The 22,435-nt window shown below is 51.7% G+C and carries 20 protein-coding genes; 17 read left to right on the top strand and 3 right to left on the bottom strand.

Annotated elements, in window-relative coordinates; all coding sequences use genetic code 11:
• Positions 1-157: 157 nt before the first annotated feature.
• The 7 genes from iolD (at position 158) to J7E85_RS26585 (ending at position 9,320) form a co-directional block, all read left to right on the top strand.
• A complete protein-coding gene (gene iolD, locus J7E85_RS26615; protein ID WP_215162985.1) occupies positions 158-2,023 on the top strand; it encodes a 3D-(3,5/4)-trihydroxycyclohexane-1,2-dione acylhydrolase (decyclizing) in 1,866 nt (621 codons plus the stop codon).
• Between the two features lie 189 nt (positions 2,024-2,212).
• Positions 2,213-3,109, top strand: coding sequence for a myo-inosose-2 dehydratase (gene iolE, locus J7E85_RS26610; RefSeq protein ID WP_215163020.1), 897 nt, complete (start codon positions 2,213-2,215; stop codon positions 3,107-3,109).
• 269 nt (positions 3,110-3,378) lie between these two features.
• Positions 3,379-4,392, top strand: coding sequence for a 5-dehydro-2-deoxygluconokinase (gene iolC / locus J7E85_RS26605; protein ID WP_215162984.1), 1,014 nt, complete (start codon positions 3,379-3,381; stop codon positions 4,390-4,392).
• Between the two features lie 252 nt (positions 4,393-4,644).
• On the top strand, positions 4,645-6,090 hold the full coding sequence (locus J7E85_RS26600) for a CoA-acylating methylmalonate-semialdehyde dehydrogenase (RefSeq protein ID WP_215162983.1): 1,446 nt from the start codon (positions 4,645-4,647) through the stop codon (positions 6,088-6,090).
• Between the two features lie 24 nt (positions 6,091-6,114).
• Positions 6,115-7,146 (top strand): inositol 2-dehydrogenase, encoded by a 1,032-nt coding sequence (gene iolG, locus J7E85_RS26595; RefSeq protein ID WP_215162982.1) that lies wholly within the window; start codon positions 6,115-6,117, stop codon positions 7,144-7,146.
• Between the two features lie 213 nt (positions 7,147-7,359).
• Complete coding sequence (gene iolB, locus J7E85_RS26590) at positions 7,360-8,160, top strand: 5-deoxy-glucuronate isomerase (protein WP_215162981.1); 801 nt, start codon at positions 7,360-7,362, stop codon at positions 8,158-8,160.
• 149 nt (positions 8,161-8,309) lie between these two features.
• A complete protein-coding gene (locus J7E85_RS26585; protein ID WP_215162980.1) occupies positions 8,310-9,320 on the top strand; it encodes a LacI family DNA-binding transcriptional regulator in 1,011 nt (336 codons plus the stop codon).
• A 208-nt stretch (positions 9,321-9,528) separates the two neighbouring features.
• Here the strand turns inward: J7E85_RS26585 and J7E85_RS34955 are convergent, their stop codons facing one another.
• On the bottom strand, positions 9,529-9,768 hold the full coding sequence (locus tag J7E85_RS34955; RefSeq protein WP_215162979.1) for a helix-turn-helix transcriptional regulator: 240 nt from the start codon (positions 9,766-9,768) through the stop codon (positions 9,529-9,531).
• A 173-nt stretch (positions 9,769-9,941) separates the two neighbouring features.
• Between J7E85_RS34955 and J7E85_RS26575 the strand changes: the two genes are divergently transcribed.
• Positions 9,942-10,133 carry a hypothetical protein gene (locus J7E85_RS26575; protein ID WP_215162978.1) on the top strand — a complete coding sequence of 64 codons (192 nt, stop codon included), beginning with the start codon at positions 9,942-9,944 and terminating at the stop codon, positions 10,131-10,133.
• A 64-nt stretch (positions 10,134-10,197) separates the two neighbouring features.
• Positions 10,198-10,788 (top strand): TetR/AcrR family transcriptional regulator, encoded by a 591-nt coding sequence (locus tag J7E85_RS26570; protein ID WP_215162977.1) that lies wholly within the window; start codon positions 10,198-10,200, stop codon positions 10,786-10,788.
• 140 nt (positions 10,789-10,928) lie between these two features.
• Here J7E85_RS26570 and J7E85_RS26565 read toward each other — a convergent pair whose 3' ends face one another.
• A complete protein-coding gene (locus J7E85_RS26565; protein WP_215162976.1) occupies positions 10,929-11,909 on the bottom strand; it encodes an oxidoreductase in 981 nt (326 codons plus the stop codon).
• Positions 11,910-12,079: 170 nt separating this feature from the next.
• Here J7E85_RS26565 and J7E85_RS26560 point away from each other — a divergent pair, with 170 nt between their 5' ends.
• Positions 12,080-12,493, top strand: coding sequence for an Lrp/AsnC family transcriptional regulator (locus J7E85_RS26560; RefSeq protein ID WP_215162975.1), 414 nt, complete (start codon positions 12,080-12,082; stop codon positions 12,491-12,493).
• A 172-nt stretch (positions 12,494-12,665) separates the two neighbouring features.
• Here the strand turns inward: J7E85_RS26560 and J7E85_RS26555 are convergent, their stop codons facing one another.
• Positions 12,666-13,274: a TetR/AcrR family transcriptional regulator gene (locus tag J7E85_RS26555; RefSeq protein ID WP_215162974.1), complete on the bottom strand. Its 609-nt coding sequence runs from the start codon at positions 13,272-13,274 to the stop codon at positions 12,666-12,668.
• A gap of 225 nt (positions 13,275-13,499) precedes the next feature.
• Here J7E85_RS26555 and J7E85_RS26550 point away from each other — a divergent pair, with 225 nt between their 5' ends.
• The 7 genes from J7E85_RS26550 (at position 13,500) to J7E85_RS26520 (ending at position 22,379) form a co-directional block, all read left to right on the top strand.
• Entirely contained in the window at positions 13,500-14,258 is a 759-nt protein-coding gene (locus J7E85_RS26550; protein ID WP_215162973.1) for an SDR family oxidoreductase, read from the top strand.
• A gap of 195 nt (positions 14,259-14,453) precedes the next feature.
• On the top strand, positions 14,454-16,457 hold the full coding sequence (locus tag J7E85_RS26545) for a Na+/H+ antiporter (RefSeq protein WP_215162972.1): 2,004 nt from the start codon (positions 14,454-14,456) through the stop codon (positions 16,455-16,457).
• A gap of 141 nt (positions 16,458-16,598) precedes the next feature.
• A complete protein-coding gene (locus J7E85_RS26540) occupies positions 16,599-17,048 on the top strand; it encodes an RrF2 family transcriptional regulator (RefSeq protein WP_098746062.1) in 450 nt (149 codons plus the stop codon).
• 123 nt (positions 17,049-17,171) lie between these two features.
• Complete coding sequence (locus J7E85_RS26535) at positions 17,172-17,807, top strand: nitroreductase family protein (RefSeq protein WP_215162971.1); 636 nt, start codon at positions 17,172-17,174, stop codon at positions 17,805-17,807.
• A gap of 444 nt (positions 17,808-18,251) precedes the next feature.
• The gene (locus J7E85_RS26530) at positions 18,252-18,497 is read left to right on the top strand and encodes a hypothetical protein (protein ID WP_215162970.1); all 246 of its coding nucleotides are present in this window, start codon (positions 18,252-18,254) and stop codon (positions 18,495-18,497) included.
• 235 nt (positions 18,498-18,732) lie between these two features.
• Entirely contained in the window at positions 18,733-20,520 is a 1,788-nt protein-coding gene (locus J7E85_RS26525; protein WP_215162969.1) for an ABC transporter ATP-binding protein, read from the top strand.
• On the top strand, positions 20,517-22,379 hold the full coding sequence (locus J7E85_RS26520; RefSeq protein WP_215162968.1) for an ABC transporter ATP-binding protein: 1,863 nt from the start codon (positions 20,517-20,519) through the stop codon (positions 22,377-22,379). Before J7E85_RS26525 ends, J7E85_RS26520 begins: the two co-directional genes overlap by 4 nt.
• Positions 22,380-22,435: the final 56 nt, after the last annotated feature.

Raw genomic sequence — 22,435 nt, 5'->3', positions numbered from 1 at the left:
AGGCATGCTGGGCGGCCAGTAAGGCATACACTTTCTGTAAAGCGCTTAACTCTTAGATGGTTAAGCGCCTCGATCCAACAGGTTAAGCGCTTAATTCACATTAAGTTTTATCCATAGGATGCAACGACGATGAAAAGCTGAAAAGGAGATGAACCGGTTGACGACGACACGATTAACGATGGCGCAAGCACTGCTGAAGTTTTTGGATGCACAGTATATTTCTGTTGATGGAGTGGAGACAAAATTCGTGCACGGTGTGATGGGGATATTCGGACACGGGAATGTAACCGGTCTTGGGGAGGCCTTGGAACGAAGCTCGGGAGACCTGGTTTATGTTCAGGGCAAAAACGAACAGGGTATGGTACATACCGCCGCGGCATACGCAAAGCAAAAAAACCGGCGGCAGATATGGGCCTGCACCTCGTCCATCGGACCCGGTGCGCTCAATATGGTCACCGCCGCAGCTACGGCAACGGTGAACCGCATCCCGGTACTGCTGCTGCCTGGCGACAACTTTGCCTGCCGCCAGCCTGATCCGGTGCTGCAGCAGATTGAGGCCCCGTCGGATTACACCGTGTCGGCCGCAGATGCATTCAAGCCGGTGAGCCGGTATTGGGACCGGATTTCCCGGCCGGAGCAGCTTATCGCGGCCGCCCGGCAGGCGATCCGCGTGCTGACCGATCCGGCGGAGACAGGGGCGGTTACGCTGGCGCTGCCTCAGGACGTGCAGGCCGAGGCGTACGAATATCCGGATTCGCTGTTTGAGAAAACGGTACACGTCATCGACCGCCGCCCGCCGTCGGCGGAAGGACTGAAGCGTGCGGCGGCACGGATTGCAGCCAGCAAGCGTCCGCTCATCATTGCAGGAGGAGGCGTTCACTACAGCGATGCTGCCAAGGACCTGGCTGCATTTGCGGAAGCTTTCGGCATCCCGGTTGCTGAAACGCAGGCCGGGAAAAGCGCGCTTTCTTGGAAACACCCTCTGAACCTCGGCGCCATGGGCGTAACGGGCTCACTGGCGGCGAATCGCGTCGCGGCGTCTGCTGATCTGATTATCGGCGTCGGCACCCGGTATTCGGACTTTACAACGTCCTCCAAATGGGCGTTTCAAAGGGAGGACGTATCGTTCCTGAACCTGAATGTCAACAGCGCGGACGGCGCCAAGCTCGGCGGCGAAGCACTGATTGCCGATGCGAAGGAAGGGTTGAAAGCGCTGCATCAGAAGCTGTCTAGGGACGGCTTTCAAGCGGGTTACGAAGAAAACGAGCTTGCCAGTTTGAAAGCAGAGTGGGACAGCGAGGTGGACCGCCTGTACGCTGCCGAGCATCCGGACGGCTTGTCGCAGACGAGAGCCCTTGGCGTCATCAATGAGGTCATCTCCCCATCTTCCGTCATCGTCTGTGCGGCAGGCAGTCTGCCGGGAGACCTGCACCGGTTATGGAGACCTTCCGAACCGAAGACGTACCACATGGAGTATGGCTTCTCCTGCATGGGGTACGAGGTGAGCGGCGCCTTGGGTGCGGCCCTCGCGGAGCCGGACCGTGAAGTCTATGCGCTGGTCGGCGATGGCAGTTACCTGATGATGCATTCGGAGCTGGTCACCAGCTTGCAGGAAGGGCGGAAGATAACGATTGTGCTGTTCGACAACCACGGTTTCCAATGCATTCATAATCTGCAGCGGAGCAACGGCAGCGACGGGTTCGGCAATGAGTTCCGACGCCGCGAAGAGGGGACTGGTCGCTTGACCGGAGAGTACATCCCGATTGATTTTGCCGCGCACGCGCGTGCGCTCGGCGCTAAAGCCTACAAGGCCAACACGCCGGAGGCACTGCATGAAGCGCTACTCCTGGCGTTGAAGGAAAACGTGACAACGCTGATCGAGATTCCGGTCGTTCCGGGAACGAACACCGACGGTTATGAGTCCTGGTGGCGCGTAGAGGTGCCGGAGGTGTCGGCCTCAAGCAAGGTGACCGAAGCGCAGCGCCAGATGGCGGCCCGAAGCAGGGAAGCAAGGCCCTACTAACGACTGCAGCAGCAAAGCAAGTAAGATCTTGCTAACGACCGGAGTAGGGGCAATATGAAGCCGGCTCGAGGCAAGAAAAGTCCGGGGCAAGGAATGGCTATACAAGTGCCTCGAGCAAGGAAGCTGGTTCGACTGAGGGATCTGGACAAGGAAGCAACCCCTACTAAACAAAACAAAGGAGCGCTGGTTATGAGCAACAGGCTGTTCAAGCTTGGGATACATCCGATTAACTGGGTCGGCGAGGACGTTAGGGAGCATGGAGACGACACGACGTTTGAGATGATTGTGGATGATATTGCGGCTTTGGGTCTGACAGGCACGGAGATGGGAAGGAAATTCCCCAAGGATCGGGCAGTGCTGAAACGGGAGCTGGATGCGCGCGGCATTCAGTTGGTCTCCCAGTGGAAGTCGGTGCTGTTCTCCGATCCCGACTATCGCAGGCAGGAGCTGGAGGATTACCGACGGCACGCAGAGTTTCTGGCCGGGTTCGACAGCAAGGTGATCAGCACGGCGGAGGTAGGGGGATCACTTCACTTCGATCCCCGCCGGACGCCGAATGAGAACATCGTTCTCCGTCTGGATGACGCCGGATGGGAAAGCCTGGCGGAAGGACTGAACCAGGCTGGAGGGATTGCGGCAAGCTACGGCATGAAGCTGGCTTATCATCATCATGGCGGCACGGTTGTGGAGCAGCCGTACGAGATCGACCGGCTGATGTCCATGACTGACCCTTCGCTGGTGTCTCTCCTGTACGACACCGGTCATGCCTATTACGGGGGAAACGACCCGCTGGAGCTGCTCCGCAAGCATTATGACCGGATCGCGTATATCCATCTGAAGGATATCCGGCTTGATGTGCTGGAACAGGCGCGCCTGGACAACTGCGATTTCGTAAGCTGCATCCGCAGGGGCGTGTTTACGGTTCCTGGCGACGGATGCATCGATTTTGCGCCGATTATCGGAGAGCTCGTTGAACGCAGCTATGACGGCTGGGCGATGCTGGAGGGTGAGCAGGATCCTGCGCTTCATCCGGCCAAGGAGTATGCTCAACAGGCGATTGAATACCTGGACGGCCTGGAGACCTGACATAGATGCAGGGCTGAAGCCACGGCTCGAGGGTCGAGCCAGGCTCAAGGCGATGCGACTGAGTTCGAGGGTGGAATCGTAACATACTTATCGGACAAAAGTAAACTCATTCAAGTGCGGGCGGATCTATCTGGGAGTGTCTATCGGTTGGAAGTATTTTTGAACTGTAAGTATTACGAGAGCTGCAAATGATTACGGCCATTAGCGAACGGAGTCATGCAGTCATATGAAGTCTCAGCCGCGGCCGATCTGATCAAGGAGGTTTATCCATGAGTGAAATCACGTTCAATAACGCAAAACCGATGGATTTTGTGGCTGTAGGGAGGCTGTGCATCGACCTGAATGCCAATGAGATTAACCGGCCGATGGAGGAAACGACCACGTTTACCAAATATGTCGGAGGATCACCCGCCAATATCTGTATCGGGATGGCCCGCCTGGGCCTGAATACAGGCTTCATCGGCAAGGTGGCGGACGATCAGATGGGGCGTTTTATTACAAAGTACCTCGAAGATAACCGGATTACGACGAAGGGCGTGACAATCGATCGTACGGGAGCCGTAACGGGTCTTGCCTTTACCGAGATCAAGAGCCCGACCGACTGCAGCATTCTGATGTACCGCGACAACGCCGCGGACTTACTGCTGGAGACGGGAGATGTGAGCGAGGAGCTGATCGCCTCCGCCAAAATGGTACTGATCTCTGGAACCGCGCTCGCGGCCAGTCCTTCCCGGGAAGCCGTGTTTCTGGCTCTGGACTATGCCAAGCGCCACGGCGCCGTGATCGCGTTTGACCTCGATTACCGTCCGTACACATGGAAATCCCCGCAGGAGACGGCAACCTATTACAATTTAGCGGCGGAAACATGCGACATTATCCTCGGCACGCGCGAAGAGTTTGACATGATGGAGCAGTTCGGGGGTAATCCGGAGCGCAGCGATCGCATCACGGCGGCCAAATGGTTTGATTATAAGGCCAAGATCGTGATTATCAAGCACGGCAAGGAAGGCTCCATCGCATATACCCCAGGCGGTGCCAGCCATACGGCTCGGAGCTTTCCGGCGAAAGTCATCAAGACGTTCGGGGCGGGGGATTCATACGCTGCCGGCTTTCTGTACGGCCTGATGCAGGGCTGGACCATCGAGCGCTGCATGGAATTCGGCAGCGCGGCGGCTAGCATCGTCATATCCAGCCACAGCTGCTCCGATGCGATGCCGACGAGCGCGGCGGTTCACGATTATATCGAGCGCTGCAAGCGAGGCGAGATTACTGCCAATACCTAAGTTTAGTCCATGCTCAGGATCTTTATTGAGATCTATCAATACTGAGATTTCGCCCGTTCATAAGATTTCGTGCTTTTGAGATAAGGCCTGTTTTGTGATTACCCTTGTTCGTGAGATTACTCCTGTTCTTGAGAGTGTATTCTTTCTAGGAATTTCACCCCTTCTTGTGATTTTGCTAATCTTCATTTCTTGTAGAGCAGAGCATTCATTTTTTCTATCTTTACTGATCCAATCGAAAGGGGCATACCAGCCATGACGCAAACCCTGAGCAATTATATCGGCGGACAATACGTTCCATCCCGATCCGAAACAACTGATCCCGTATACAATCCGGCAACGGAAGAGATTCTTGCTTACGTCCCGCTATCCACGAAAGAGGAAGTGGATCAGGCCGTACAGGCGGCCGCCAAAGCGGGACGTACCTGGGCCAAGACGGCCGTGCCTCGCCGCGCGCGCATTCTGTTCAAGTATCAACAGCTGCTGGTGGAGCATTGGGAGGAGCTGGCGCGCCTGATTACGGCGGAGAACGGCAAAAGCTATGCAGAAGCCTACGGCGAAGTACAGCGGGGCATCGAGTGCGTGGAGTTTGCCGCCGGTGCGCCTACGCTGATGATGGGCAAGCAGCTACCCGATATCGCCACCAACCTGGAGTCCGGCATGTACCGGTATCCGATCGGCGTAGTGGCGGGAATCACACCGTTCAACTTCCCGATGATGGTACCGTGCTGGATGTTCCCGCTCGCCATCGCTTGCGGCAATGCGTTTGTGCTGAAGCCGTCAGAGCGCACGCCGCTCTTGGCACAGCGTCTGGCGGAGCTGTTCGCCGAAGCCGGTCTGCCAGACGGCGTCCTGAACGTCGTTCACGGCGCGCATGATGTGGTCAACGGCATTCTGGAACATCCCGGCATCGCCGCCGTATCCTTCGTGGGCTCCCAGCCGGTGGCGGAGTACGTGTACAAAACCGCTTCTTCCCACGGCAAGCGCGTGCAGGCTTTGGCGGGGGCGAAGAATCACAGCATCGTGATGCCGACTGCGGACTTGGATGGGGCCGTGACCCAGATCGTCAGCGCGGCCTTCGGTTCTGCCGGCGAGCGCTGTATGGCCTGCTCCGTCGTCGTGGCCGTGGGCGACGTGGCGGAACCGCTGATGGAGAAGCTGAAGCAGGCGGCCGATGAGATTACCATCGGCAACGGAGCGGACGAAGGCGTTTTCCTCGGGCCGGTTATTAGGCAAGCTCACAAGGAGCGCACGATCCGTTATATCGAGGCGGGCGAGCAAGAAGGCGCTAAGCTGGTGCGCGATGGTCGAAGCGACGAGGCCGTGAGCGGTGACGGATATTTTGTCGGACCGACGATTTTTGATGAGGTGACCAGCGAGATGAAGATTTGGAAGGACGAAATTTTCGCCCCGGTGCTGTCCGTCATGCGGGCGGAATCGCTGGAGGAAGCGATTGAAATCTCCAACCGCTCGGACTTCGCGAACGGGGCCTGCCTGTTCACGCAGGATGGCAGCGACGTGCGCCAGTTCCGTGAGCATATCGATGCTGGCATGCTTGGAGTCAACCTCGGCGTTCCAGCGCCGATGGCGTTCTTTCCGTTCTCCGGTTGGAAAAATTCTTTCTATGGGGATCTGCATGCGAATGGAACGGACGGCGTGGAGTTCTATACCCGCAAGAAAATGGTAACAGCGCGCTGGTAGCCTTTAAGCAGAGGAGACGTTCATATGAAAACTATTAATATCGGCATTATCGGTGTTGGACGAATCGGCAAAATCCATGCGGATCATCTGCTGCGCACGCCTGGTGCGAAAATTGCGGCCATCAGCGATTTGTTCGCCGGCGACGAGCTGAGGGCCTGGGCCGCGGAACGCGACATTCCTATGGTTACGACTAATAGTAACGATATCATGGAGCATCCGGATATCGATGCCGTGTTGATCTGCTCCTCGACCGATACGCATGTCCCGCTGATCAAGCAGGCTGCGGCGAAAGGCAAGCATATTTTCTGCGAGAAGCCGGTCAGCATGAGCGTGGATCAGACCCGCGAGGCGCTGGCGGCCGTGGAAGCGGCCGGCGTAAGTCTGCAGATCGGCTTCAACCGCCGGTTTGACCATAACTTCAGCAGGGTTCAGGAGATTGTGTCAGAGGGAAGAATTGGGGAAACGCATCTGATTAAGATTACCTCGCGCGATCCTAACCCGCCCCATCCGGATTACATTAAAGTGTCCGGCGGGCTGTTTATGGATATGGCCATTCATGATTTCGACATCGCCCGTTTTCTATCGGGCAGCGAGGTGATCGAAGTGTACGCCCAGGGAGCGGTACTGGTGGACCCTGCTATCGGAGAGCTAGGCGACATCGACACCGCCCTCACCATGCTCCGTTTTGCTGACGGAGCGCTCGGCGTCATCGACAACAGCCGCAAGGCCGTCTATGGTTATGATCAGCGGATCGAGGTGTTCGGCTCCGGCGGAAGCGTCTCCGTCGACAACGACTATCCAAGCACCGCTGTCGTCAGCGGTCCGGATGGCGTTACCCGCGACAAACCGCTGTATTTCTTTCTGGAGCGGTACAAGGAAGCGTACATGAACGAGATGCGGCAATTTATCGAAAGCTTGCAGAACGGCACCCCGGTGCCGGTCAGCGGCCATGACGCCCTTCAAGCAGAGCTGATCGCCCTGGCGGCCAAGCGTTCGCTGCAGCAGGGCCGCCCGGTAAAGCTGGCCGAGCTCACCACCGGCATTTCGGCAGGCTAAATCTGGAGAGGCTGTAATTGGCAGCATGATGTAGGGAGATGCCTAAGCTGTCTGAACAAGAAGAAATAACCGTTTGTATTCGCTAAGTATCTGCTTGAAATCGGTATATGAGAAGCTGTTGCCCAAGCGCTGGAATATCTTGCTCAAACGGGAGAGCGTATCTATTGAAACTACATCATTAACAGACCAGATCCATAAAAGAGGAGGAACACCATGCCGAACTTAATTGTATTCATAACGACGCCGGACCTGGACGGGCGCGTGCTGTCCATTACGCCGGAAAGCGCAGGCTGGGCATATGTGGGCTTTGAAGTATTTCGTTTAAGGGAAGGACAGACGCTGAGCCGAGCCACGGGAGATCAAGAAGCGGCTCTTGTTCTGTTAACCGGGCGAGCCGACGTGAAGGCAGGGGGAGAGAGCTGGGACAACATTGGCAAGCGCATGAGCGTGTTTGAAAAAACGCCTCCCTATACGGTTTATGTGCCATCACAGAAACAGTTCGAGGTCACGGCATTAACCGAAATGGAGCTGGCCGTGTGTCTTGCTCCGGGGAAAGGCACTCACCCGGCCCGTCTCATCGCGCCGGAAGATGTCGGCGTGGAGAACCGCGGGAGCGGGAGCATGTCGCGTCTGGTGCATAATATTTTGCCGGAGCAAAAGCCGGCGGATAGCCTATTGGTGGTCGAGGTGTTTACGGATGGGGGCAACTGGTCCAGCTACCCACCGCACAAGCATGACCGCGATGAGCTGCCGGAGGAATCGCTGCTGGAGGAAACCTACTACTACCGGGTTCAGCCGGAGTGCGGTTTTGCCGTTCAGCGGGTCTATACCGATGACCGTTCGCTGGACGAAACGATGGCGGTTAAAGATGGCGAGGCCGTAATGGTGCCCGAGGGCTACCATCCGGTATCCGCGCCTCCCGGGTATAATGTGTACTACCTGAACGTCATGGCGGGGCCGAAGCGAATATGGAAATTCCGCAATGATCCGGATCATGATTGGCTTATGAGATAAAGCAAGCTAAGTCAGGGAACGTGCTATGGACCAGGATCCTAGGTGTGCATGTCTGCAGGCAGTATTAACGACAAAACGGCCTTGCGTTAAACGAGATGAAAGCCCATAATAAATTGAAATGCCAAAATTAAACAAATGGAGCACAAGGGATGATAAGAGCGACTATTTATGACGTTGCGCGCGAAGCCGGCGTTTCCATTGCTACCGTCTCTCATGTCATGAACGGCAAGGGCAAGATCAGTCGCGAACGTCGTGAGGAGATTCTGGATATCATGCAGCGCCTGAATTATCGGCCGAACGCGATTGCCTCAGCCCTCGCCGGCAAAAAAACCTATACCCTGGGATTGCTCGTCCCCGACATCTCCAACCCCTTTTTTGCCGAGATTGCACGCTCGGTCGAGGATCACGGGCATCAGCTTGGATACAGCGTGATCATCTGCAGCACGGACAACCAGGAAGAGAAGGTAAAACGCTATGTCAGCCTGCTGAGGCAAAAGCAGGTGGATGGCGTTATTATCGGTACGGGCGTATCCCATGGTGAGCTGCTCAAGCCGTTTCAGGAGCATTCGCTGGCTATAGCGCTTATCGCCCGGGACAATCCGGCACTTGGAGCCAGCAGCGTTCGGGTTCATGACTTGGAAGGGGGCCGTCTCGCTGCTGAGCATCTGCTTCGTCTCGGTCACCGCAGGCTGGCCGTACTTGCCGAGCATGAACGGGTGACGAGCAGCAATGAGCGGGTAAGGGGTTTTGTCGAAGCTGCCGCCTCGTTCGGTTTAGGGCTTTCCCCCGACTATATTGCGGCCTGTGACCATAAGATCGAGGACGGATTCAGACGAGCCAAAGTTATGTTGGAGCTGGAGGAACCGCCTACTGCGCTGTTTTGCTGCAACGACATGCTGGCGATCGGCGCCCTGCGGGCGATTCGCGAGCTCGGGCTGCGCGTTCCTGAGGACTGTTCGGTCGTCAGCTTTGACGATACGATTCTGGCCCGAGTAACAGATCCGCAGCTCACTGTTATTGCCCAGCCGATGGAACAGATGGGCCGCCTGGCGGTGGACCTTGTGGTCAGGAATCTGGCCAGCCAGGGAGAACCTGTACAGCGCATTGTGCTCCCCCCGGAGTTGATCATCCGCCGATCCACGGCCCCGCCACCGGGATAAAAAATCTTCTGGAGACAATAGGTTACAAAAAAGAATCATTTTCTAGTTAAAACGGACAACAGAGTCGTTATCATGGGCATTGGCAGTCGATTTGCTGCTATCTGCTAAATAACGTCTCTAAAGTCCGTTTTTGGTTTAGAATTTTATTTCGATTACATAAGGTTTTCTTAGATTCGAAAGTACACGCCGAGACACCAATTAGCAACCGTTACAGGGCTGAATGATCCGCATCTTTTGAGGTTTTGCGGAACTCCGCGGGTGCTATACCTTTGTACTTGTGAAATGCTTTACTGAAATGAAATTCATCATGAAATCCGCATGTGTTGGCGATAAACCTCAGGGTATACGACGTGTATGCCAAGTAACGCTCTGCATGACGCATACGGATGTCGGTCAGGTAGTCCTTGGGAGAAACATGCAATTCGCAAATACGACTCCGAAATGGCATGTTTCTTAGCCAACGCTCCAATATGAAGCGGATCGGCGTAATGGTCCTCGATGTCGGTTTTAATCCGCTGATATGCCTCAGGGGACGGGTTCTACGGATTCCGCAGTCCGAATCGGGAGAAAGGCTCTGAGGAACGGCAGGCCGATATTATCGCGAGCAATCTGAAGGCATACATGGAGCGAAAATACATATCCGGGATGTTTATATGGCAATTTAGCGATTGCCGAGTGACGGAAGGGCTTGGATGGCTGCTGAATCGTTCATGCACGCGGAACAGCAAAGGTATTGTAGATGAATATCGTCGTCCGAAGCTGGCGTATGAAACCGTTCGACGAATCTTTTCGGGGGAACCCGATAATATTTGACTGAGTGGTACATAAACCCTATACTTTTAGGTAACAAAGATCATGTTCAAAAGGGATGAGGGGAATGACCACGAACGGAAGACCGCGTGAGTTCAAGAAGGAAGCTGTCATTGATGCTGCCACGGACGTATTCTGGTCCAAGGGTTATGAGGCGAGTTCCACGCAAGAGCTGTGCGAGAAGACAGGGCTGGGTAAAGGGAGCCTGTACAATGCGTTCGGCAGCAAGAATGAGTTATTCGAGCAGGTGCTTCAACGTTACAATGATGAAGGCCTGGAGATATCCAGAGAGATTCTGGGCCGGTCCATCCCGGTTAAGGATAGGCTGCGCGCCTTGTTTGAATGGGCAATCGGCATGGATTTTTCGGACCCGAACCACCGCGGCTGCATGGCGGTTAATATCAGTATGGAACGGGCTGGGCGGGACCCGATGGTTGAACGGATATTCGGGCAATATATTTATGATCTTGAGGAAGACTTGATCAGCGTGATGGAAGAGGCGATACAATCGGGGGAAATTCCGGCTGAACGCTCTGCGAAGCAGCTGGCTAGCTTATTCTTAAGCAGCTACTATGGACTGCGGGTGATGAACTCCGCTACGATGAATCGCGAGCTGGCCGATCGAATCGTCGAAAGTACACTCGACGTTATTTTCTAGATTATAGATGAAATTGATCGGTATTAAAGAAAAGGCCGTATCCAAGGGTGGTTCAAACCTACCTACCTTTGTGGATGCGGCCTTTGGCTTTCTTATTGAAGTGGGCAAATAAACGAATATATGTCACTTGAGATGGAGTATTAGGCTAAGGACAGCATTTTTTCACCGAAATTGGCATCCTCCAGCAATGGGCGGCCGATGGCTATCATATCTGCTATCTCATCTGCTAGAATGAAATTGGCGAACGCTTGGGTGCGGATATTGCCGACCGCGATCACCGGTATTTTTACATATTGTTTGATCACTGCAGCATAAGGTGTTTGGTAGCCCTCCGGTGTGGCTAAAGGTGCAGCAGGAACGAGACCGCCCGAAGATACGTGCACGGCATCCAGTTCGGATTCCAGGTAAGTCAAGGCGAGTGCAACCTCTGCTGGTGTCAGGCCGCCATCGGCAAAGTCGGATGCAGAAACCCGCAATTGCACCGGGTAATTGATCCCTACTTCGGTTCGGATGGCCCCCAGAACTTCTTGGATCAATCGGACTCTGTTCTCCAGGCTTCCTCCATATGTGTCTGTTCGCTGATTTGACAGCGGAGAGAGAAACTGGTGGAGAAGATGACCGTGGGCGGCATGAAGCTCGATTCCATCAAAGCCAGCCTGCAGGCTTCGATGAGCAGCCATCCGGAACTGTTCGATGACTGCGTTAATGTCGGCTTGGGACATCGTTTGTGGCAGTCCATATTCATCGTCGTAGGCAATCGAACTAGGGGCTAATTTTTTTTCGGTGACGCTGGGCCATGCTTTTCTGCCGGCGTGGGTCAATTGGATGAAGATGGGCGTTCCTTTTGAATGGACGTCATCGACAATCCTGCGTAATGGAGCCGTATGCTGTTCGGTATATATCCCGATATCATCCGGGAACAGACGGCCATTTGCGGACACCACGGTAGATTCGATAATGATTAAACTGACATGTTCTGCCCGTTCACTGTAAAATTTCACATGATGATCGGTTGCATAAGAATCCGGCGTTCCCTGATTTTGCTGCATAGGAGCCATGATCATTCGGTTCTTCAATTGTACCGTTCCGATCTGTATAGGATCGTGCAGGTTGATTGTCATTGTATATTCCTCCTTGAATGAATGCTTGTTAACCTAGCTCTATTGTATAAATCATAGCCCTATAGTTACAGATGAAACCCAAGGAATCCCTACCGTATTACTTTGAATTTATAAGCGTTTCGCACATCCAACTTTGAAATTGATTTTGGGTAAGACAGGGGAGTGTAATCATGGATCAGATTGATCTTCAAATCTTGGAGCTGTTAAAAAATAATGCAAGAATCTCCTTCTCCGAATTGGGGAGAAAGGTCCATATGACGCAGCCTGCGGTATCCGAACGTGTGAAGCGTCTGGAGGAGAAGGGCGTAATTACGGGGTATCGTGCGGTTCTATCTCCTGACAAAATGGGGAAGGGCGTAACGGCCTTCATCCTGATTCAAGCCAGTCATTGTGACCGGCTGACGGCATTCGCCAAACAGTCGCAGGAGGTCACCCAGATTTATCAAGTCAGCGGACAATACAATTTTCTTATGAAAATCGAAACTGCTTCCATGAAGTCTCTGGAAGCCTTCATCTATGATTGCAGCGAGTATGGACATACAACGACCATGACGGTTCTCTCCACTCCTCTGGAACAAGAATAAGAATATCCGCGGGAGATAAGACTGGTTCACGATCTGGACCGGATCGGCGGCAGGGGGCTTTGTAAGAAAAATCGTTAATTCAGCAACCAAAACCATCAACCCGTTCAATTTGCGTTTTGAACGGGTTGATGGTTTTTCTACGTTATTTTTCTACGTTATCCGCTCATTGATTTCAAGTAAGGTCCGTGCGCTTAATCTGTGTTCTTACGCTTCTCGGCCTCCAGTTGATCATGAGAACCAGTTGATCTCTCATATAAGGGACGGGGTATTGGAAATTGTTCTCGATCCAGTGGAATACCAGGCCGAGTAAGGCGTGCATGTTGTAGATGATGAGTAGTTCATGGTTGAGTTCTCCCCTGGGGTAGTCCAAATCCTCCATGGCGATTTGTTTTAATGCCGAGAACATTTTATCCCGGACAAGGGGTAGAACATCGCTTTTGAATAAGGCCGTATATACGTCTGCATTTTGGTGAATATAATCAAATATTTTTACCGCATTGGCAGGCAGCTCATCGATATGAAACACGTCGACTTCCCCGTAAGGAGCCCTGAAGGATGCGATCAGCTCCTCCATTAAAGGAGTCAGGATATCATCGAGAAGAGCCTTTTTGTTGTCGTAGTGGGTATAGAAGGTTCCTCGATTGTAATTGGCTAACTCTACGATTTCCGTAATGGAAATGCTGGAAAAGCTCTTCTGCGAGAGGAGTGATAGAAGCGCTTGCTTTAAAGCTTCTTTGCTGCGGACGATGCGACGATCGGTCATTTTATTGCTCGATTGCATAGATTCGAGTCCTTTCGGTTAAAAATATAACGAATTTAATAGTTAAAATCTAAACAAATTTACGCTTTTTGTTCGGTATCGTACAATTCCACGCTATGTAATCATTGTGACCTAAATCATACTACGATTATACTAGAATTGACATATGTCGTGTACTGTACAGTTGTTGATTTGTTGTCCCTGATTTCCAAAATGATATCACAACCTATTATGGGGGTATGGAACGTGAGATTATCTGGTAAAGTTGCGATTGTTACAGGTGCTGCTTCCGGTATGGGAAAAGCGACAGCGGAACTGTTTGCTGCCGAAGGCGCAAAAGTTGTCGTGTCTGACCTGCGTCTTGAGGCGGCGCAAGCCGTTGTTGACGAAATTACAGCAAAAGGCGGCACGGCCCTGGCACTGGTAGCGAATGTGGCCAAGGAAGAAGATGTGCAGCAGTTGGTTGATGCTACTGTTAATGCATATGGAACGCTTGATATTTTGATCAACAATGCCGGCATTATGGACAACTTCGTACCGGCTGCGGATCTAACGGATGAGTTGTGGGATCGCGTATTTGCCATCAATACAACAGGACCGATGAGAACTATTCGTAAATCATTGCCAGTCTTCCTGGAGAAAAAGAGCGGGGTCATTGTCAACATTGCTTCTGCCGGAGGGCTTATGGGGTCCAGAGCAGGTGCAGCGTATACGGCCGCTAAGCATGCTGTTGTCGGATTAACCAAAAATGTCGGTTTTCAATATGCAACGCAGGGAATCCGGTGTAATGCGGTTGCTCCAGGCGGCGTCAGCACGAATATCGGCACCACTCTAAACGCGCCGAATTCGTTTGGTATGGAAAGAGCTATGGCTGGTATCAACCTGAACCCACGGGCAGGGGAACCGGAAGAGATCGCAAAAGTGGTATTGTTCCTGGCTTCAGATGAAGCCAGCTTTGTAAACGGTACTGTTGTTACAGCCGATGCAGGCTGGACTGCCTATTAATAAGCATTTGCAAGCACTAGGGCTTTCTAAAGGACATCTCCTTTAGGAAGCCTTGTTTTTTTGTGGCGGCATGAAGGTTGAAACTTTTCCAGCTCATAAATAAACCTTTACTATTCTACACAACCTAAATCAGTCTATTGACAGACATGCCCATGTTACATAAGTTATTCTTCTCGAGGAAGGAGCGGATGCACTGTGGAAATATTTCTTATGGTACTTATTTTTCTGGTTCTTATCGGTATTTCCAACATCATCAATCGATTTCTGCCATTCATTCCTGTCCCGTTGATCCAAATTGCGCTTGGGATCGGGGCCGCCTATATCCGCGGGTTCCATCACGTGCCACTGAATCCGGAATTGTTCATGGTCCTGTTTATCGCACCGCTCTTGTTTAATGATGGGAAGCTGACCCCACGGAGCGAGTTGTGGAAGCTCAGGTCCAATATTCTGCTGCTGGCACTAGGTCTCGTATTTGCAACCGTTCTGATCGCGGGACCTTTCATTCATTGGCTTATTCCGACCATACCGTTATCAGCTGCCTTTGCGTTGGCTGCGATACTCTCGCCTACCGATGCGGTTGCGGTGGGCTCCCTGTCAGGCAGAGTGAAGCTGCCGGGGAAAATCATGCATTTACTTGAAGGCGAAGCGCTTATGAATGATGCGTCCGGTCTCGTTGCGTTTAATTTTGCGATTGCAGCTACAGTGACGGGTTATTTTTCTTTAACGAAAGCCATCGGCAGTTTTTTTGTCATTGCAATTGGAGGCATCGTTGTCGGGGCGCTTCTAGGGTTTCTTGTGATTTGGTTCAGAATGCTGCTGCGCCGGCTCGGTATGGAGGACGTCACGCTTCATATGCTGATCATCATTCTGACGCCATTTATCATCTACCTTATAGCCGAGGAATTTCATCTGTCCGGGATTCTGGCTGTCGTTGCGGCGGGTGTCACCCACGCCGTGGAGAGGGATCGTATGCGATCAGCATCCATTAAACTTAGAGTTGTATCGGACAGCACCTGGTCTGTAATCCTGTTCACGTTAAACGGGCTGGTGTTCATTCTGCTCGGGCATGAAATCCCGGGGGTCGTCAATCAAATATGGAGTGATCCTACCTATAACAATGGACAAGTCGTCGGTTATATACTCCTGATAACTGCTGTTCTGATATTGCTGCGTTTCATATGGGTATGGGCTTCAACGAACCGCCAGTTCAAGTCTTCCCTGCTGACTGCACTGTCGGGCGTACGGGGGGCATTAACGCTGGCTGCGGCTTTCTCCATCCCGCTCACCCTTGCGGACCATCGTCCATTTCCAGAGCGAAGCTTAATGTTATTCATCTGCGCTGGTGTCATCCTGTTAACTCTGGTCATCGCGAGCGTGCTGCTTCCGCTGCTGACACGTGAGAAACCTGTGAATACGGCCGCAGTGATTGATCGTGAGAAAGAAGCACGGCTTCATATGCTACAAGCGGGAATACGTACCGTGCGGGAAGAAATGACGGATGAAAACAGGGAGGAGGCGGTTCAGCTTATTTATGCGTATACCAAGCGGCTTCAGCAATCTCAAATAATGGATAAGAGCGACATGCGAGAGTTCTGGGAAGCCACGATCACCGTCAGAAAAATCGGACTTACTGCGGAACGGAACGTTACAGAAACATGGCTTAAGGAACATAAAGCTTCTGCAAGGGTCGCGGAGCAATTCCTGTCCTCGCTGAACAAAGTTGAGATGCTGCTGACCAGCCGATATAAGTTCAGGCTGCTCACGAAGAATTTATGGCGGAATTTAAAGCGCTTGTTGAAAAAAAACGAGTCCAAAGAAATGCCCATGTCTCCGGATCACCCGGATTGGGAGATGTATAAGGCATTGAAGCTGGAGGCCATTCGTACAGCAATCCATGAGATCCAAACGGTGAAGCCGGCGCAGAGGCAGGAAGTCCTGCAAGCGGTTATTGCAGACTATCGTGCAATGGAGCATTTTCTTCAGAATGATCGTGTATGGAGCCGAAGAAAGCAGAAGCTTAGCACTGAACGCAGGGAACTGGAACTTAAAGCCATTCAGTCAGAGCGTAACGAGATTCAAAGCATGTTCGAACATGGCGATATTGACCGGGCACTTGCGAGCCATCTGAGAATGGATGTGAATTACCGAGAGGCGAATTTGTATGAGTCCCAAGCGCTGGTTGAAGACGAGGGCCATTAGATGATGGTCCTTGTTGTGCTTGATGGAGTGTCAGGTTTACGATACAATAATGAAAAAGCTAAGATGGGAACATCTGCTTCTGCTGCAAAACACCTATTAAAGGTTTAAAGGCAATCTCATTCTTAAAAAGGGGGTAGGAACATGAGCGTAAATAAAGAAGTGGCCTCCAAGAAATCGACAATGGCCTGCCCGTCCACCTATAAAACCTTCAGTCTCGCCGTGCAGGCGCTTGTGACGCTTGAACGTCACTCCGGCAAATGCTCAAGCGGCGATATCGCCTCGTATCTGCATTCGGAATCGACGTTGATTCGACGCGTACTGAAAACACTCGCGCAAGCCGATATGATTGAATCGCGTGAAGGAAGAGATGGTGGATACCGGCTGAAGAAGAACGCCTGCGATATTACTTTGGCTGAAGTGTACTCGATTCTCCAGGTCCACAGCTCAATCAGCGACAGTATGCTGGACGCAGCTTCCGGTCATTGTTTTGCTGAGGAAATCAAGGAATCCTTTGTTGGCATTTTATCCGAGATTGAGGACAGTACCTTGAAAATACTGGAATCGCGCACGATTGCGGACATCGCTCAGTGAACCTTTCAAAATGTTGTTGACAAAGAATTTCAGTCTGCTATATACTGTGCATTAAATAACACAGTTAACTTGCGATCTAAACTGTGCAAAAAAATGCACAATATAATTTTGGAGGGATAAACCATGTCTACCATAACAAAACCCGATTTTCAAACCGTGATTCAGGAGCGCCACTCGGTTCGTCAATACGACCCGTCGGTAAAGATTCCAAGAGAAGAGATGGAAGCGATCCTGATGGACGCTACACTGGCACCTTCTTCAAGCAACCTGCAGCCATGGCGCTTTCTTGTGATCGATGATGCTGAGCTCTTGAAGAAGCTGCATCCCATTGCCAATAATCAGGAGCAAGTACTTCAAGCCTCAGCCGTCATTGCTGTGCTGGGAGATATGAAGTGGTATGAGAAGGGCGAGAAGATATATTCCATGTCTGAAGAAGCGGGGTATATGACCGAAGAGATCAAGCAGCGCTTTATCTATACGGCCGAAAATCTTTATGCGAATATGGATCAATCCGTAAAAGAAAGCATCGTGGATGTGGATGCCGGATTGATCTCCATGCAGCTGATGCTGAGTGCACGTGCCAGAGGGTATGATACCGTACCGATGGGTGGATATAACAAAGTTCAGTTCGTGGAAGAGTTCAATATTCCTTCCCATTACCGCAGCGTCATGTTGATTGCCATCGGAAAAGCAGCCGCTTCAGGTCGGCCAACGGTAAGATTGCCGCTTGAAGACGTTGCTTTCTGGAATGAAATCTAAAACCTTAATCGTAACGAAATAAGGAATTCTTGTGACAACCGCCTCATCTTGAGGTTATGTAAGAGATGAGGGCGGTTGTTGCCGATTTTGACGAGCATGAACAGAGTCTGGTAATATAAGGGAGAGGGATCTCTTCCGGACTGAAGGATCCCGAGCGATGCGGCGCATTGCTTGGACGTGGAAGTACGATTCCTTTCTATTCGGATAAGCTCGATCAAATTTGGAAGTATTCCACATTGAATATCACATAATTTATATTATGTAAACCGAGGATTGGCGTCTGTCAATAAAAAAATATAGGTCGTTTTACAAAGGTGTTGGAATTTCATGGATATAATCATATCCTCACTTTACTTAACTGGATTTTAGGTTGCCTTCATCTCTCGTTAAGGTTTGGACCTTATACTAAGTATGTCACTACAAGTGATGGAAGGAGCAACGCAGATGAACAAGAAAAACAAAATGAGTATGTGGTCGTTAGGACTTGGAAGTGCTTTTCTGATGATGATGTTAGCTAACCATGACAATGTGCATGATGGACAAGCCAGATCCGGTATCGCTTCAAGTGGAGCTAGATCCAATGTGGCCATCCAATCTGTTAATAAGAGCTCGGCAGTCAAAATGCCCGAGAACCAGGAAATCACCCCCGAAATGATTAATCAGTTCTTAAAATTAGTGGCAGAGACATAAGATGTTGATTCTCTATACGTAAACGGTTTTGAAGACCAGTCCCATGCTCAAGTGGCTGGTCTTTTTGGCGTGGGTTCAAAAGAGTTCTTAATCAGAGCGATTTTGCAGGCAGATGTGTCGCTAATCAATCGGCTGTAAATTATTTTAAAAACAGGAACCCATGTTCTTGTCATATCTTCCCAGGAGGCTTATTATTATCAAGAGGGTTAACCTGAAGCGGGGGGATTATAGACGAATGCAAAGCGATCACACGTTAAACAGCAAGCGAAGGACCACGGGGATTGGCATGTACCGGGAGATGCTATTCCGATACGTATTCCCGCATAAGAAACTGCTGGCAGCCCTAACGGTGCTGCTATTATTTTCAATCGGGCTGCAACTGATTAATCCGCAGATCATCCGGTATTTTATCGATACGGCTCAAGGAGAGGGAAATTTGACATCCCTTTATTATGCGGCAGGTTTTTTTATCGTATTTTCTTTACTCCAACAAGGCGTTTCCATTGCGGCTGCTTACTACAGCGAGAATCTGGGCTGGACGACAACCAACAAGCTTCGGGCTGAATTAGCGGAGCACTGCCTCTCGCTGGATATGAGCTTTCACAAAATCCACACGTCCGGCTCTTTAATAGAACGGGTCGATGGCGATGTGAATGCGCTTGCGAATTTCTTCTCCAGCTTTATTATTCATCTATTCGGCAATCTGCTCCTTATGATCGGAATCCTGACTCTTCTATATCGGGAGAACTTCTGGATTGGTTTTGTCATGACGGTGTTTGTTATCGGCAGCATCTACGCTATTCAGCATATCCGTCGATTTGCGATACCGGTTTGGAAGCGTTGGCGTGAGCTGAATGCGGATTTCTACGGATTCATTGGCGAGCACCTCGAAGGCACTGAAGATACGCGTGCCAACGGGGCGGCTGGATATGTCATGAATCGATTCTACGAGATGGCCAGACGCATGCTGCCGGTTCGAGTTCGTGCATTCATCGGATTTTTCCTTATGTGGAGCACAACAATATTGGTGTTTGCGCTGGGCAATGCGGCCGCATTTATCGTCTGCGCCATACTGTGGAAGAATGGACATGGCGGTTTGACGATCGGCTCCATCTATTTAGTATTTTATTATACCGAGCTGTTAGCCAAGCCGATTGAGAAGATTCGTACCCAATTAGAGGACTTACAAAAGGCAGATGCCAGCTTGATGCGGGTCCGGGAATTGCTGGCAACCGAGCCCCAGATCAAAGACGGACCTGGAGCTCCGCTTCCATCAGGTCCGTTGTCGGTGGAATTCCGCAACCTAAACTTCTCATATGAAGAGGGCGGGCAGGTTACGCTCGAAAATCTGCAGCTGCGGCTCGAACCAGGCCAGACTCTAGGGCTGCTCGGGCGTACAGGCAGCGGCAAAACGACGATCGCCCGCCTGCTGCTGCGTTTCTATGATCCCCAAGAGGGAAGGATCGAGCTTGCAGGAACGGATATCCGGGCCTTCAAGCTTCATGAACTGAGGCGCAAAGTCGCCATGGTTACGCAGAATATTGAGATTTTGGAAGGGACTGTTCGTGATAATCTGACCTTGTTTGATGAAGGTATCGCGGATAGCCGCATCATATCCGTGCTCGAGGAGCTTGGGCTTGGGGACTGGTATGCTTCGCTTCAGGAAGGGCTCGATACGAACCTGGCCTCAGGCGGGGGGAGCCTGTCGGCTGGTGAGGCCCAACTGTTGGCGTTTGCCCGTGTCTTTCTGACGGATCCGGGTCTCGTCATCCTTGATGAAGCATCATCCCGCCTCGACCCGTTAACGGAATACCGGATTGAAGCAGCCATTACGCGTCTGCTGCAGGAGAAGACGTGTATTATCATTGCCCACCGCTTGGCTACGGTTCAACGTGCAGACCGGATTCTTATTCTGGAGAATGGTCGCATGCTCGAAAGTGGTCGCCGGGAAGAGCTTGCCTCAGACCCGCAATCACGGTTTAGCCGCATGCTGGCCGTTGGAATGGAGGAGGTGCTGGCATGAAAACAAGACATTTTTTCTGGCGGTTGATTCTGTACCGGCCTGGCTTGTATCTGATCAACCTGCTGGCATGGTCCCTTATCCATATGGCACCACTGATCCCCGGACTGTTAACCAAGGCTTTCTTTGACCATCTGGAAGGTACATATGCTTTTCCCTACGGCGTTTGGGCGATTGCCGTGCTGCTCATTGGCGCTGCTTTAGCCCGGATTGCGCTGATCTTCGGCGGTTTCATGACAGACGTGCATTTTCGCTTCCGGATCAGCACCTTGCTTCGCCGCAATATGCTGTCCCATGTCATGAAGGAGCCTGGAGCTCGGGCGATACCTTGCTCCCCAGGTGAAGCCATCAGCAATTTTCGGGATGACGTCGATCAGGCCGAAGAAGCGACTAGCTGGTCGGTGGATACTTTAGGACTGGTCGGATTCGTTATCGTTGCCAGCTGGATTCTTATATCCATTGATCTGCAGCTGACGATTCTCGTGTTCGTTCCTTTGATCCTCGTGGTCACCGCAGCCCAGATTGCGACCGCACGCATCCAGAAATACAGGGCGGCAAGCCGGGAATCGACGGCCAAGGTAACCGGTGCGATTAGCGAAATGTTTGCCAACGTGCAAGCCATTCAAGTCGCAGGGGCTGAGAAACGCGTAGTGGAACGGTTTGTAAGCCTTAGTGAGAAACGGCGCCAATCCATGGTGAAGGATAAGCTGTTAACGGAAACTTTATCTTCCGTATTCACCAACTCCGTCAACCTCGGCACAGGATTGATCCTCGTGCTTGCGAGTCTTAAGATGCGAAGTGGCGATTTTACGGTTGGGGACTTGTCGCTCTTTGTATATTATTTAACTTTTGTCACACAGCTAATATCGAACGTAGGCAACTTCATGACCTACTACAAGCAGATGGGCGTCAGTTTTCAGCGCATAAAATCCATGCTGCAAGGGGCACCGGCTTCGCTGCTTACAGCAGCCAATTATATCGGTATCGGTAAGGTTAAGAACAAACAGAATAAAGAGAAGGAAGCTAATCCTAATCGTAGGACACAGAAAGATTTGTTGACCAATGAAAGATTCCATCCTTCCACCATTTCTGCAGCCGAAGACGGCGTGGAAACGGCTTATATCGAGGCATCACCTCTCTCGCTGCTTGAAGCGCAAGGGCTGTCGTATCAATATCCCGAAACCGGACGCGGTATTTCGAATATTAATCTGACACTGAAGCGTGGTACTTTTACTGTCGTTACAGGGATGATTGGCAGCGGTAAAACGACGCTAGTTCGCACATTGCTGGGCTTGCTGCCTGCCGAAAAGGGTGAAATCCGGTGGAACGGCGAGAGGGTAACAGAGCCTGCTGATTTCTTTATACCTCCACAGAGTGCGTATACTGCGCAGATCCCTAGGCTGTACAGCGATAAACTGCGAAACAACATCCTGCTAGGCATAACCGAGGAACCTGGCAGTCTGGACCGTGCACTACATGCGGCTGTAATGGAAGAAGATATCAAGCATCTGCAGCATGGGCTGGAGACGATGGTAGGTCCACGCGGAGTCAAGCTGTCCGGTGGTCAAGCTCAGCGGACTGCGGCCGCACGGATGCTGGTAAGGGACGCGGAGCTGTATGTATTCGACGATTTATCCAGCGCATTGGACGTTGAGACCGAGCGTAAGTTATGGGAACGGCTGTTCAGCGAGCGCGGCGGGGCGACTTGCCTTGTCGTATCACATCGAAAAGCAGCACTTAACCATGCGGACCATATCATCGTGTTAAATGGCGGAGAGATTGAGGCCGAAGGCACGGCGGAACAACTGCTGGCTTCAAGCGAAAGCTTCCGGCAGCTGTGGTATGGCGAAGAAACAGGATAATAAGTAAGATCAAGATTGCAATCGATAGAGTAAAAGATGTATCCATTTCACCATAG

This window comes from Paenibacillus sp. ISL-20 (assembly GCF_018613005.1).
Taxonomy (GTDB): domain Bacteria; phylum Bacillota; class Bacilli; order Paenibacillales; family Paenibacillaceae; genus Paenibacillus_AQ.
This window is presented reverse-complemented; position numbering and strand designations above follow the sequence as displayed.